The sequence below is a fragment of the Streptomyces sp. NPDC048254 genome, from assembly GCF_043201895.1.
Lineage (GTDB): Bacteria > Actinomycetota > Actinomycetes > Streptomycetales > Streptomycetaceae > Streptomyces.
Window position 1 is genome coordinate 58620 of the sequence record NZ_JBICZJ010000005.1, and the last position, 13529, is coordinate 72148.

General features: G+C 71.4%; 9 protein-coding genes and 1 pseudogene. 7 read left to right on the forward strand and 3 right to left on the reverse strand.

What is annotated here, in order from left to right; all coding sequences use genetic code 11:
* Window positions 1-126: 126 nt before the first annotated feature.
* The 4 genes and pseudogenes from ACGFZQ_RS15670 to ACGFZQ_RS15685 all read left to right on the forward strand — a co-directional run bounded on the left by ACGFZQ_RS15670 (window position 127) and on the right by ACGFZQ_RS15685 (window position 3316).
* Window positions 127-984, forward strand: a complete 858-nt coding sequence (locus ACGFZQ_RS15670) for a TIM barrel protein (protein ID WP_393840833.1) — start codon at window positions 127-129, stop codon at window positions 982-984.
* A 69-nt stretch (window positions 985-1053) separates the two neighbouring features.
* The gene (locus tag ACGFZQ_RS15675) at window positions 1054-1944 is read left to right on the forward strand and encodes a 2-hydroxy-3-oxopropionate reductase (protein WP_393840834.1); all 891 of its coding nucleotides are present in this window, start codon (window positions 1054-1056) and stop codon (window positions 1942-1944) included.
* A 198-nt stretch (window positions 1945-2142) separates the two neighbouring features.
* A pseudogene (locus ACGFZQ_RS15680) lies at window positions 2143-2695 on the forward strand (catalase); the annotation flags it as partial.
* Window positions 2696-3070: 375 nt separating this feature from the next.
* Window positions 3071-3316, forward strand: a complete 246-nt coding sequence (locus ACGFZQ_RS15685; RefSeq protein ID WP_351729710.1) for a hypothetical protein — start codon at window positions 3071-3073, stop codon at window positions 3314-3316.
* A gap of 211 nt (window positions 3317-3527) precedes the next feature.
* Here the strand turns inward: ACGFZQ_RS15685 and gcl are convergent, their stop codons facing one another.
* A complete protein-coding gene (gene gcl, locus ACGFZQ_RS15690; protein WP_351729707.1) occupies window positions 3528-5312 on the reverse strand; it encodes a glyoxylate carboligase in 1785 nt (594 codons plus the stop codon).
* Between the two features lie 197 nt (window positions 5313-5509).
* On the opposite strand from gcl, the gene ACGFZQ_RS15695 reads away from it, so the two are divergent.
* Window positions 5510-6181 (forward strand): hypothetical protein, encoded by a 672-nt coding sequence (locus tag ACGFZQ_RS15695; RefSeq protein ID WP_393840835.1) that lies wholly within the window; start codon window positions 5510-5512, stop codon window positions 6179-6181.
* A 72-nt stretch (window positions 6182-6253) separates the two neighbouring features.
* Here ACGFZQ_RS15695 and ACGFZQ_RS15700 read toward each other — a convergent pair whose 3' ends face one another.
* Entirely contained in the window at window positions 6254-7861 is a 1608-nt protein-coding gene (locus tag ACGFZQ_RS15700) for an AMP-binding protein (RefSeq protein ID WP_393840836.1), read from the reverse strand.
* Window positions 7858-9528 (reverse strand): AMP-binding protein, encoded by a 1671-nt coding sequence (locus ACGFZQ_RS15705; protein WP_393840837.1) that lies wholly within the window; start codon window positions 9526-9528, stop codon window positions 7858-7860. The genes ACGFZQ_RS15700 and ACGFZQ_RS15705 overlap by 4 nt, the downstream gene beginning before the upstream one ends.
* A gap of 128 nt (window positions 9529-9656) precedes the next feature.
* Here ACGFZQ_RS15705 and ACGFZQ_RS15710 point away from each other — a divergent pair, with 128 nt between their 5' ends.
* Window positions 9657-10490: a response regulator transcription factor gene (locus tag ACGFZQ_RS15710; protein WP_393840838.1), complete on the forward strand. Its 834-nt coding sequence runs from the start codon at window positions 9657-9659 to the stop codon at window positions 10488-10490.
* A gap of 143 nt (window positions 10491-10633) precedes the next feature.
* Window positions 10634-13450: an AAA family ATPase gene (locus ACGFZQ_RS15715; protein ID WP_393840839.1), complete on the forward strand. Its 2817-nt coding sequence runs from the start codon at window positions 10634-10636 to the stop codon at window positions 13448-13450.
* Window positions 13451-13529 lie beyond the last annotated feature (79 nt).

Sequence of the window (13529 nt, forward strand, 5' to 3'; positions counted from 1 at the left end):
GGGTAGGGCGCGGGTTTTGCGCGGGCGCTCTTGACAGCTCTCCCCGGGCACAGGCAGTCTTCCATTAAGCAGAAACCAACTTCCGTAATACGGAATTACAGACAGCGGAAGGGAGCGCCGACCCCCATGCCAGGTTTTGAATTGAGCGCAGCCGCAGAGCAGCGCTTCAACGTCAACCTGTCGATCCTCTTCACGGAACTCCCGCTCCTGGAGCGCCCCGCGGCCGCCGCCGCGGCCGGCTTCGGCGCGGTCGAGCTGTGGTGGCCCTGGGTCGACTCCCCCACCCCAGAGCGGTCCGAGCTCGACGCGCTGAAGAGCGCGATCGAGGACGCGGGCGTGCGGCTGACGGGCCTGAACTTCTACGCCGGGCAACTGCCCGGCCCCGACCGGGGCGCCCTGTCGATCCCGGGCGCGGAGTCGGAGAAGTTCCGCGCCAACATCGAGGTGGCGGCCGGCTTCGCCCAGTCGCTCGGCTGCAAGGCCCTCAACGCGCTGTACGGCAACCGTGTCGAGGGCGTGGACCCGGCCGAGCAGGACGCGCTGGCCCTGGAGAACCTGGCACTCGCGGCCCGCGCGGCCGACCGGATCGGCGCGGTGCTCCTGATCGAGACCCTCAACCGGCCCGAGTCGCCGCGGTACCCGCTGGTGAGCGCACCGGCCGGCGTCGGCGTCGTCGACAAGGTCAACGAGGCCACGGGACTCGGCAACGCGCGCTTCCTCATGGACCTCTACCACCTGTCCATGAACGGCGAGGACCTGCCGTCGGTGATCGAGCGGTACGCGGCGAAGACCGGCCATGTGCAGATCGCCGACAACCCCGGCCGTGGCGCCCCGGGCACGGGTTCGCTCCCCCTGGAGGAGCTGCTCGACCAGCTGCGGAAGGCCGGTTACGACGGCTGGGTGGGCCTGGAGTACAAGCCGGGCGACCGCCCGAGCGCGGACACCTTCGGCTGGCTGCCGGTGGAGCAGCGCGCCGCCCGTTGAGGTGACCGCTGCTTTTGGCGACGCCCGCCGAGCAGCAGACGTATCACAGCAGTCAGAGAGGCACCCCCTATGAGCACACTCCCCAAGATCGCCTGGATAGGCCTCGGCATCATGGGCTCCCCGATGTCCGAGAACCTGATCAAGGCGGGCTACGACGTCACCGGCTTCACGCTGGAGCAGGACAAGCTGGACCGGCTGGCCGCGGCCGGCGGCACCGCGGCCGCCTCGATCGCCGAGGCCGTGCGGGACGCGGACGTGGTCATCACCATGGTTCCCGCGTCGCCGCAGGTCGAGGCCATCGCGTACGGCCCGGACGGCATCCTGGAGAACGCACGGTCCGGCGCGCTCATCGTCGACATGTCGTCCATCACCCCGCAGACCTCCGTCGACCTGGCGAAGGCGGCGCGGGACAGGGGCATCCGCGTGCTCGACGCGCCGGTGTCCGGCGGCGAGGCCGGGGCGATCGAGGCCGTGCTGTCCATCATGGTCGGCGGCGAGCAGGCCGACTTCGACACCGCGAAGCCGATCTTCGAGGCGCTGGGCAGGACCATCGTGCTGTGCGGCCCGCACGGTTCCGGCCAGACCGTGAAGGCCGCCAACCAGCTGATCGTCGCCGTGAACATCCAGGCGTGCGCCGAGGCCGTGGTCTTCCTGGAGAAGTCCGGCGTGGACCTGACGGCCGCGCTGGACGTGCTGAACGGCGGCCTGGCCGGCTCGACCGTGCTGACGCGGAAGAAGGACAACTTCCTGAACCGCGACTTCGCCCCGGGCTTCCGGATCGACCTGCACCACAAGGACATGGGCATCGTGACCGACGCGGCCCGCAATGTCGGCGCCGCCCTGCCGGTCGGTGCCGTGGTGGCCCAGCTGGTCGCCTCCCTGCGCGCACAGGGTGACGGCGGCCTGGACCACTCCGCGCTGCTGCGCGCGGTGGAGCGCCTCTCCGGCGCCCGGGTCTGAGCCGTACCCCATGACTTCCGGGCGGCGCCGGCGCTGACAACTGTCCTGTCGCGCCCAGGCGCCGGTGCCGCCCGGAAACCACTTCAACAAACTGTTGACGCCCCAGCCGACGCGATCCTAGGCTCCACAAAGCGAAAAGAAATTTCCGCTGACACCCGCACGGAAGGTCCACGATGTCGAAGCGCGTGCTCACCACCGAGTGGCGCGTACGGCTACTTCGAGGTGACCGACGACGTCACCGGCTTCACCCATGCCGACTTCCTGAGCACGGTCGGCGGGCGCACCGACGTCTTCCTGCGGTTCTCGACGGTCGCCGACTCCCTCGGCGGGAACAACACCCCGGTGTTCTTCATCAAGGACCCCGTAAAGTTCCCCGACTTCATCCACTCACAGAAGCGCGACCCCTTCACGGGCCGTCAGGAGCCGGACAACGTCTGGGACTTCTGGGCGCAGTCCAAGGTGTGGCCGCAGGCCGCTTTCTCCCCCAACAACTTCGTGCCGCCCCGAAGGCGACGACCGCGCAGAACTACGGCCGCGACGGCCTCATGGCCGCCAACCCGCAGGGCCGGCACGCCAAGAACTACGAGCCGAACTCGTACGACGGCCCGGTGGAGACCGGCCGTCCGCCGGCGGCCTCTCGCAGGTCTCCCGTGACGACGTGATCGAGAAGAACCTGGCCCACTTGCACGCCGCCGACCCGGAGTACGGCAAGCGCGTGGAGGAGGCGGTCCACGCCCTGCGCGAGGACTGACACAGACGGCCCGCGCACAGCCGGACGGCCCGGATGAGGGGTGGCCGGCCGGTGGTGCGCGGGCGTGGCAAGGACCGCGGCGGCGTGCGAGCCAGTGCGGTGGTGAAGGAACCGAGCGCCCTTCCCGACCAGAGGGAAGCGCGCCCCGGCTCCGTCGCACCCGCCGCGGTCCCAGCCGTTCCCAGACCCCGTCCGGCGGCGCGAACGACCTGTCGCGCCCAGCCTCGCGCCGTCGGACGGCCACAGCCGAAGAGGCCCGACCGAGCGCCGGAGCGCCGGATGCGGAACCGTCCGCGTCCTCCGCTCCGGCGCTTCGGCGTACCCGCATCCCCGCTTCGGCGTGCGCATCCGCGCCGGCCGCAGCACGCTGAAGGCATGACAGCGCACCCACCGACGGAGTTCCCTCACATCGTCGTGCACGCTCCCGCCCTGGACGGCTCCCGACGCGTCACCGAGGGGGAGGTGACCCTGGGGCTCGCCTCCCACCTCGACGACGTGATCGAGATCCTGCGGATGGCCGATCTGGACCGGATCGAGGTCGAGGAGAGCGACCTCATCGAATGGCAGGGCGGCGGACCGGACGACTGGCCGGGGCTCACCGAGCATCCCGAAAGCCCGTGAACCCGGGTAAAGCGGATGGCCGATCCTCAAATCAAGCTCTGAATCCTGTTCAGCAGGCTTCAACCGCCCCAGTCGGCGGGCATATTCACTCCACACGGAGCCCGCCGGCACGGGGGCGGCGGGCCCCGTGTCACCCACAGCGCGAAGCGGGCGGTCCATCCCTCGGATGGGCCGCCCGCTTCGGTGTACGCGCCGGTCGTCGTGCCCCGGCTCAGACCTTCAGTGTCCTGATCGACGTCGGCGCATGGCCGGGCTCGGTCGCGATCTCCTCGAACTCGACCACGTTGCCGATGTCGTTGGTGGTGGACATCGAGATGTTGGTGACCCGCTCCAGGATCGCCTCCACCACCACCGGCACCCGGTGCTCCTGCGCCAGCTTCCTGGCCTGCTCGAAGGCCGCGGCCAGCTCGTTCGGGTCGGTCACCCGGATCGCCTTGCAGCCCAGGCCCTCGACGACCTTCACATGGTCGACGCCGTAGACGCCCAGCTCGGGCGAGTTGATGTTCTCGAACTCCAGGTTGACCTGGAAGTCGATGTCGAACGCCCGCTGTGCCTGACGGATCAGGCCCAGGTAGGAGTTGTTGACGAGGACGTGGACGTACGGGATCTTGTGCTGCGCGCCGACCGCCAGTTCCTCCAGCATGAACTGGAAGTCGTAGTCGCCGGAGAGAGCGACGACGGAGGCCTCCGGGTCGGCCTTGGCCACGCCCAGCGCGGCCGGGATCGTCCAGCCGAGGGGGCCCGCCTGGCCACAGTTGATCCAGTGCCGCGGCCTGAAGACGTGCAGCATCTGGGCGCCGGCGATCTGCGAGAGGCCGATCGTGGACACGTACCGGGTCTCCGGACCGAAGGCCTTGTTCATCTCCTCGTAGACGCGCTGCGGCTTGATCGGGATGTCGTCGAAGTGGGTACGGCGCTGGAGGGTCGCCTTCTTCTCCTGGGCCGCCGCGGCCCACTCGCTCCGGTCGGGGAGCCTGCCCGCCGCCTTCGACTCCCGTGCCACCTCGACGAAGAGCTCCAGAGCGGCCTTCGCGTCGGAGGCGATGCCGTAGTCGGGGGCGAAGATCTTGCCGATCTGAGTGGGCTCGATGTCGACGTGCACGAACTTCCGGCCGGCCGTGTAGACGTCCAGCCTGCCGGTGTGGCGGTTGGCCCAGCGGTTGCCGATGCCGAGGACGAAGTCGGACTCCAGGAAGGTCGCGTTGCCGTAGCGGTGCGAGGTCTGCAGGCCGACCATGCCGGCGTTCAGCTCGTGGTCGTCGGGGAGCACGCCCCAGCCCATGAGGGTGGGGACGACCGGGATCCCCGTCAACTCCGCGAACTCCACCAGCAGTTCGGCGGCGTCGGCGTTGATGACCCCGCCGCCCGCGACGATCAGCGGCCGCTCGGAGGCGTTCAGCAGACCGATCGCCTTCTCGATCTGGGCGCGGGTCGCGGCCGGCTTGTAGACCGGGAGCGGCTCGTAGGTCTCCGGGTCGAACTCGATCTCGGTGAGCTGGACGTCGATCGGCAGGTCGATCAGGACCGGACCGGGGCGGCCGGAGCGCATCAGATGGAAGGCCTGCTGGAAGACGCCGGGGACCTGGGCCGCCTCCAGCACGGTGACCGCCATCTTCGTCACCGGCTTGGCGATCGAGGCGATGTCGACCGCCTGGAAGTCCTCCTTGTGGATCACCGCGGTCGGTGCCTGGCCGGTGATGCAGAGGATCGGGACGGAGTCGCCGGTGGCCGAGTACAACCCGGTGATCATGTCGGTGCCGGCCGGACCGGAGGTGCCGATGCAGACGCCGATGTTGCCGGGGTGGGTGCGGGTGTAGCCCTCGGCCATGTGCGAGGCGCCCTCGACATGGCGGGCGAGGGTGTGGTTGACGCCCCCGGAGGCCTTGAGTGCCGCGTAGAACGGGTTGATCGCCGCGCCCGGCACCCCGAACGCGGCGCTGACGCCCTCGCGCTTGAGGATCTCAACTGCCGCGCGGGCAGCGGTCATTCGAGCCATCGAGTACTCCTGCTTCGGCTGTCGGATGCCTGCTCCCGTCGCGCCCTGCGGTGAGCATAATTCCGCAATACGGAAACTAACTTCTACTATCTGAAATCAATGTAGGCGCGGGGGCGAACGTCGTCAAGGGACGGACAAGCAGGCCCCGGCGGGAGCACCATGGGACCGCTGAACCGACGCGACGCTGGGGTGGGGCCATGTCCGAGACCGTGCCGGTGCGCTGTCCGGCCTGTCGGCGCGAGCACGTCTACACCGCGCCGTCGTACCCCTGCGCCTGCGGTGCCCCGGTCACCCCGTCCCTCGACGGCAGGACCGCGCCGACTTCGGTGGCCCACCGCGCCTGGGACGAGGACTGGGTGATGGTGAGCTGCGGCTCCTGCGGCCGCCGGGACCAGTGGCCACAGCCGGAGCTGGGCTGCCCGTGCGGGGCGGTGCTGCGCGTCCCGGTCGCCGGGACCGAGTCCGCGCCCGCGCCGGCCCCCGAGCCGCGGTCGCCCTTCCAGCCGGTTCCGATCCGGACCGCCCGGGACGCGGTCACCGCCGCCGCGCTCTATCTGCGCTGGCTCGGCTACCGGGACATACGCCGCGCCGACCAGCGGCCGCCGTCCGGCATCGGCCTGGCCGCGCGCGGTCTGGTCGCCCAGGTGGACCCGACCGTGCGGCCGGCCTCACTGCGGGACGTGGAGTGCCTGTGGCTGACGGCGATGACGGAGGACTCGGGGTGCGTGTACTTCTCCCTCGCGGGGTACGCCGAGGAGGCACGTGAGCGGGCCGACGCGCTGGGGATAGCGCTCTTCGTGCTGGACCTCACGGGGACGCCGCAGCCGATGAACGGGCCCGCGGACGAACTCGCCTCCACGGGAAGCTGATTCGCCCGCGGGCCGGTGGGGGCTTGGCGCGCCCGCGCCGCGGCAGCCGCGCATCGACACACCCCGCGCCCCTTACGGGGCGCTGTACGTCTCCCTCAGTTCGATCTTGCGGACCTTTCCCGACACCGTCATCGGGAAGTCGTCCATGATCTGCAGTCGGCTCGGCACCTTGTAGTGGGCCAGCCGGCCCTGGCAGAAGGCCCGCAGCTCCTCCAGGGTGAGCGGCTCCGCCGGGTCGTGCGGGATGACACAGGCCAGGACCTCCTCGCCGTACCGCTCGTGCGGCACCCCGACCACCTGGACGTCACGGATCTTGGGGTGGGCGTAGAGGAACTCCTCGATCTCCCGCGGGTAGATGTTCTCGCCACCCCTGATGATCATGTCCTTGATCCGGCCGACGATCTCGACGTACCCGTCGTCACGCATCATCGCCAGGTCGCCGGTGTGCATCCAGCGCCCGGCGTCGACGGCCTCCGCGGTCTTCTCGGGCTCGTTCCAGTAGCCGAGCATCACGCTGTAGCCGCGGGTGCACAACTCACCTGCCACGCAGCGGGGTTGGGTGACCCCGGTGGCCGGGTCGACGACCTTGACCTCCAGGTGCGGCAGCACCCGGCCGACCGTGCCGGTGCGGTGTTCCAGGTCGTCGTCGATACGGGTCTGGAGGGACACGGGGCTCGTCTCGGTCATGCCGTAGCAGATGGAGACCTCCGCCATGTGCATCTCCGCGACCACCCGCTTCATCACCTCGACCGGGCAGGGCGAGCCCGCCATGATGCCGGTGCGCAGCGTGGAGAGGTCGTACGAGGCGAAGCCGGGGAGGTTCAGCTCCGCGATGAACATGGTCGGGACGCCGTACAGCGAGGTGCAGCGCTCCCGCTGGACCGCCTCCAGGGTGGCCTCGGGGTCGAAGGACGGGGCCGGGATCACGATGCAGGCGCCGTGCGAGGTGGCGGCCAAATTCCCCATAACCATGCCAAAACAGTGATAAAAGGGCACCGGGATGCAGATCCGGTCCTGCTCGGTGTAGGAGATCAACTCTCCGACGAAGTAACCGTTGTTGAGGATGTTGTGGTGGGAGAGGGTGGCGCCCTTCGGGAAGCCGGTCGTCCCTGAGGTGTACTGGATGTTGATGGGGTCGTCGCAGGACAGCTCACTCCTGCGGGTCCGGAACTCCTCGTACAGGTCGGGGGTTCCACGCCGGAGCAACGCCTCCCAGCTCGGATCCCCGATGTACACGGTCTCCCGCAACTCCGGGCACCTGCCCCGAACTTCCTCCACCATCGCCCGGTAGTCGCTGCTCTTGTGGCTGAGGGAGGCGAACAGCAGGGAGATCCCCGCCTGGTTGAGGACGTACTCGACCTCATGGGTGCGGTAGGCCGGATTGATGTTCACCATGATCGCGCCGATCCGGGCGGTGGCGTACTGGACGAGCACCCACTCCGCGCAGTTGACCGCCCAGATCCCCACCCGGTCGCCCTTGGCTACCCCGCTCGCCAGCAGCGCGTACGCCAACCGGTCCACGTCCGCGGCGAACTCGCCGTACGTCCAGCGCCGTCCGGACGGCACGTCGACGAGTGCCTCGCGGTCCGGCCAGGCCGCGACGGCCCGGTCGAGGTCGGCGCCGATGGTGTCGCCGAGCAGCACGGTCCCGCTGGTGCCGTGTGTGTACGAGGTGCTCACCTGAAGTCCTCCTCGCGGTACTCGTCCGCGGACCCGGCCGCCGTGGCCTCACGCAGTTCGATCCGGCGGATCTTGCCGGAGACGGTCTTGGGCAAGGCCCCGAACTCCAGCCTGCGGACCCGCTTGTACGGCGCCAGGACCTGACGGGAGTGCTCGAAGAGCACCTTCGCGGTGTCCGGGCCCGGCTCCCAGCCCGCCGCGAGGACGATGTACGCCTTGGGCACGGCGAGCCGCAGTTCGTCCGGCGCCGGGACGACGGCCGCCTCGGCCACCGCCTCGTGTTCGAGGAGCGCGCTCTCCAGCTCGAACGGGCTGATCTTGTAGTCGGACGCCTTGAACACGTCGTCCGCGCGGCCGACGTAGGTGATGTAACCGTCCTCGTCCCGGGAGCCGATGTCACCGGTGCGGTAGTAGCCGCCGGCCATCGCCTCCGCCGTACGGTCCGCGTCCCCGTGGTACCCGGTCATCAGGCCCACCGGCCGCGCCGACAGGTCGAGGGCGATCTCGCCCTCCGCCGCCCCCGGCGCGCCCGACACCGGGTCGAGCAGCTCGACCCGGTACCCGGGACTCGGACGGCCCATGGAGCCGGTCTTCAGCGGCTGTCCGGGGCTGTTGGAGACCTGTACGGCCGTCTCGGTCTGCCCGAACCCGTCCCGGATGGTGACGTGCCAGGCCCGCCGCACCTGCTCGATCACCTCGGGGTTGAGCGGCTCGCCGGCCGCCACCACCTCACGGGGCGGGGTGCGCAGCTGCGTCAGGTCGGCCTGGATCAGCATCCGCCACACCGTCGGCGGAGCGCAGAAGGAGGTCACCCCGTGCCGGTCCATCTCGGCCATCAGCCGGCCCGCGTCGAAGCGGCTGTAGTTGTGGATGAAGACGGTCGCCTCCGCGTTCCACGGCGCGAACAGGTTCGACCAGGCGTGCTTGGCCCAGCCCGGCGAGGAGATGTTCAGATGGACGTCGCCGGGCTTGAGGCCGATCCAGTAGAGGGTGGCCAGATGGCCGATGGGGTACGAGGTGTGGGTGTGCTCGACCAGCTTGGGCCGGGCGGTGGTGCCCGAGGTGAAGTAGAGCATCAGTGGGTCGTCGGCCAGCGTCGGCCCGTCCGGCAGGAACTCGGCGGACGCCACGTACGCGTCCTCGTACGCCTCCCAGCCCTCCGCCGGCCCGCCCACCGCGATCCGGGTGTACACGCCCGGCACCTCGGCGAACTTGGCGGCGTCCTCGGCGCGCGTGATGACGTGCTTCACCCGGCCCCGGTCGACACGGTCGCGCAGGTCGGCCGGGCCGAGCAGCGGGGTGGCCGGGATGACGACGGCGCGCAGCTTCATCGCGGCCAGCGCGGTCTCCCACAGCTCGGCCTGGTTGCCGAGCATGACGAGGATGCGGTCCTCCGGCTCGACGCCCCGCGCCCGCAGATGGTTCGCGACCCGGTCGGAGCGTTCGGACAGCTCGGCGAAGGACAGCTTCGTCTCGGTGCCGTCCTCCTCGACGATGTGCAGGGCGGTGCGGTCGTTGCCCTCGGCGATCACGTCGAACCAGTCGAGCGCCCAGTTGAAGTGGTCCGGACGGGGCCACGCGAAGCCCTCGTAGGCGGTGGCATAGTCCGTACGGTGTTCCAGCAGGAAGTCCCGTGCCCTGCGGAAGTCCTCCGTCGCACTCGTCATACGCGTCTCCTTCGGTACCGGACCATTGCCGGGCGGCTCTCTGGCATCGTGTAATCCGTGATGCAGGTCTCACTACCCCCGAACGGGGGTGTGGGCAGCACGAGGCCGGGGTCGAAGGGGCAGGACAGGTGGCAGCAGAGGTCGCGGGGGCGGTGGAGATACGCGGTGCGCTGGCCAGACTCCGGCGCGCCACCGGGCTCCCGATCGCCTTCGGCGGGCTGGTCGACGCCGACCGGCCGCAGGTCCGGATCAGCGAGCTGACCGGCACCAACACGGCCGCCCTGCGCTCGCTCGCGGTCACCTCCGGCAACGGCCTGGGCGGCCGGGCGGTCATGCTGGCCCGCCCGTGCGCGGTCACCGACTACTCCGTCTCCCGGCAGATCAGCCACGAGTACGACATCCCGGTGGCGGCCGAGGGCATCCGCTCGGTCCTCGCGGTGCCCGTGGTGGTACGGCGCCGGGTACGGGGCGTGCTGTACGGCGCGCTGCGCACCGCCCAGCCGCTGGGCGACCGCACGCTGGGCGCGGCGGTGGCGGCGGCGCGTGACGTGGAGCAGGCCCTCGTCGTACGGGACGAGGCGCGGGGCCTGCTGGCGGCGGCGCGGCCGGAGCCCGCCGCCGTACCGGATCCGGGGGGCGCCTGGGAGCAGGTGCGGGAGGCGCATGCCGCGCTGCGGGCGCTGGCCCCGCGGATCTCCGACCCCGAACTGCGCGCCGAACTGCTCGCCGCCTGCGGGCTGCTGAGCACCCCGGTACCTGCGGCCGAAGGGACGCTGGCGCCCCGGGAGCTGGATGTGCTGGCCTGGGTGGCGGCCGGCGCGACCAACGCGGCGGTGGCCGAGCGGCTCGGGCTGCGGCCCGAGACGGTCAAGGGGTATCTGCGCTCGGCGATGCGGAAACTGGGCGCACACACCCGAGGGGAGGCGGTGTCGGCGGCTCGTCGGACGGGGTTGTTGCCGTAGCGGAGGGAACCCATTCCATTCATGCATGCGTGCTTTGAATTGCCCGATGCAAGGCCGCTGTTATTTCCCTCACCATGCCGTTCGGCCGGATTTCAGGGTTCGTTGCCTAGAATTTGGCCCGAACACGACACACGAGGGGAGCGGTGACCGTGCGACGGGACTTCCAGGAGCCTGCCCGATGCCGCCCCGACCTGGTCATCGGCCGGGCGGAGCTGCTCTCGGCCGCCCGTGAACAGCTCGCCTCGGGCGGCAGCGTGCTCCTGCACGGGCCCGCCGGAATAGGGAAATCGACCGTCCTGGGGGCATTGGACGCCGAATACGCCGGCGCCGCGCGCACCGTGTTGCGCTGCTCGGCCACCGAGTCCGAATCCCATCTTCCGTTTCTGGCCCTCGCCGACCTCTTCGGGCTGGTCCTCGACGAGGTCGCGCCCCGGCTGCCCGGCGCCCAGCGCACCGCCCTGGAGTCGGCACTCACCGGCCGCGGCGAGTCCACCCTCCAGCGCGACGGCCTCGCCCTGCGCCTCGCGGTGCTGTCGGCGCTGCGCGCGCTGGCCGCCGAGGGCCCCGTGCTGATCGTCGCCGACGACCTCCAGTGGCTGGATCCGGCCAGCGCCGAACTCCTCGGCTTCGCCGCCCGCCGCCTCGGCGGCACCCCGGTCCAGCTGCTCTGCGCGGTCCGCACGGAGGGCCAGGAGTACGACCGTCACCTACGCGCGTCACCCCCGGACACCGTCGCCGTCCGCCTCGGCCCGCTCACCCGCAGGCAGGTCGCCGACCTCCTCGACCACCGCGGCCACGCGGCGCTGACCCGGGCCGCGGTCCGGGAGATCCACCGCACCAGCGGCGGCAACCCGCTGTTCGCCCTGGAGCTCGGCCGCGCCCTCGCCGAGAACCCCACCCCGCCCCGGCCCGGCGAGCCGCTGCCGGTGCCGACCTCGCTGCGCGCCCTGGTCCTCACCCGCCTGGACATGCTCTCCGTCGAGGCCCGCCGCACCCTCCTGGTGGCCAGCGCCGGCGCCCGGCCCACGCACGCCCTGCTGCACGCGGCCGGCCGCGAGAACGCCGAGGCCGAGTGCGCCCAGGCGGCCGAACTGGGGCTGCTGGCCACCGAACCGGAGGGCCCGGCCGTACGCTTCGCCCACCCCCTCATCTCCGCCGCGCTGTACGCCGAGGCGCCCGCGCAGGAGCGCCGGGCCGCGCACGCGGCGCTGTCCACGGCCGCCTCCGACCCGATCGAGCGGGCCCGGCATCTGGCCCTGGCCGCCACCGGTACCGACCCGGAGGTGGCCGCCCGGCTCGCCGAGGCCGCGACCCAGGCCCGGGACCGGGGAGCGCCCTCGGTGGCCGCACAGCTCGGCCTGCTCGCCGCCCGGCACACCCCCGGTGACAACAGACCCGGCCCGGAGGAGCGCCGGCTGCTGGCCGCCGAGGACGCGATCAGCGCCGGCGAGGTCGACCTCGCCCAGGACATCGCCCGTGAGGTACTCACCCGTGCCACCCGGCCCGCCGACCGGGTACGGGCCTGGATCCTGGTGATCGACTCCGCCGGCCACACCATGACCGAGGTCGACGCGGCCTTCCCGCACGCCCTCGCCGACGCCGGCGACGACCCGCGGCTGCTCGGCCTGGTCCACTACCAGCTGGCCTGGCGAGCCCTGATCGTGGAGGGCGACTTCACCGAGGCCCGGCAGGCGGCCGCGCACTCCGCCGGCCTCGCGGCCCGCGGCGACGACCGGCGCACCGAGCTGCTCGCCCTGTCCCTGCAGGCCCAGGTCGAAACCCTGATGGGCCATCCGGCCGCGCCCGCCACCATCAAGCGCGCCCTGAAGGAGCCGCAGGACCCGAACGTGTCGTGCCATCACAACGGAGCCGGCAGCGCCCGGTTCCGCTGGCTGGTGATGGGCGACCAGCTGGCCGACGCCCGGGCCACGGTCACCGCGCTGCTGCGTGAGGTGCGCCGGCGCGGCCAGGTGGAGAGCGAGGTGCACTTCCTGCGCGGGCTCGCCGAGACCGAGCTGCGTTCCGGGCACTGCGGCCGGGCCCTCGACCTGGCCCGGGAGGGCCTGCACCTCGCCCACGACTGCGGGATCGGCGAGACCGCCTCCGCGATGCTCACCTCACTGGCCGAGGCCTCCGGCGGTGACGTGGACCGGGGCCTCGCGCTGGCCCGGGAGGCGGTGGACCACGCCGAGCAGGACGGCGACACCATGTACCTGTCCCGGGCCCTGGGCGCCCTCGGATACGCCCAGTTGGTGGCGGGTGACCCGGCGGGCACCGTGCGCTCGCTGCGCCGGGTGCGGGAGCTGGAGCAGAGCCTCGGCATCACCGACCCGGCGCGCGGCCGCTGGCAGGGCGACCTGGCCGAGGCGCTGGTCCGGGTGGGTGAGACGGCCGAGGCGCAGGACGTCATCGACAGCACCCGGGAGCATGCCCTCAGACTCGGCCGGGAGAGCGTTCTCGCGGTGCTCGACCGGGCCGAGGCGCTCGTCCGGGCGGCGCACGGGGAGCACGAGGCGGCCGTCGCCCAGCTGACCTCGGCTCAGGACCGGTTCGCCAAACTGGGTTACGGTCTGGAGGAGGCCCGGGCCGCGTTCGCCCTGGCCTCGCTGCGCGAGCGGCGCTCCCCCACGGCGTACGACGAGGCCACCCGGCTGTTCCGGCGGTGCCGGGCGCTGCCGTGGCTGCGCCAGGTGGACGAGGCCGTCTCGGCTCCCGAGTCCGAGCCCGAGCCGGCGGTCGGGGCGCCGGCCGAGCCGACCGCCGCCCTGGAGGGGCTGGCCGCGATGGAGCGTCAGGTCGCCGCGCTGGTCATGGAAGGCGCCACCAACCGGGAGATCGCCGCCCGGCTGTTCATCAGCGTCAAGACGGTGGAGGCGACGCTCACCCGGGTCTACCGCAAGCTGGGCATCCGATCGCGCGTGGACATAGTCCGTTTGGCGGCAGGGCGGCGCGCGAAGTGAGAGCGCTCCCGGTTAACTGAGGCGGACCGAGGGTTTTCCCTCCCCCATCCCCCTAGGGGGTTCCCTCATTGGGAGGGTG

What these genes read in the sequence shown, in the direction of transcription:
- ACGFZQ_RS15670 (WP_393840833.1), top strand. Translation starts at nt 127, where the DNA reads ATGCCAGGTTTTGAATTGAGCGCAGCCGCAGAGCAGCGCTTCAACGTC.
- ACGFZQ_RS15675 (WP_393840834.1), top strand. Translation starts at nt 1,054, where the DNA reads ATGAGCACACTCCCCAAGATCGCCTGGATAGGCCTCGGCATCATGGGC.
- ACGFZQ_RS15685 (WP_351729710.1), top strand. Translation starts at nt 3,071, where the DNA reads ATGACAGCGCACCCACCGACGGAGTTCCCTCACATCGTCGTGCACGCT.
- gcl (WP_351729707.1), bottom strand. Translation starts at nt 5,312, where the DNA reads ATGGCTCGAATGACCGCTGCCCGCGCGGCAGTTGAGATCCTCAAGCGC.
- ACGFZQ_RS15695 (WP_393840835.1), top strand. Translation starts at nt 5,510, where the DNA reads ATGTCCGAGACCGTGCCGGTGCGCTGTCCGGCCTGTCGGCGCGAGCAC.
- ACGFZQ_RS15705 (WP_393840837.1), bottom strand. Translation starts at nt 9,528, where the DNA reads ATGACGAGTGCGACGGAGGACTTCCGCAGGGCACGGGACTTCCTGCTG.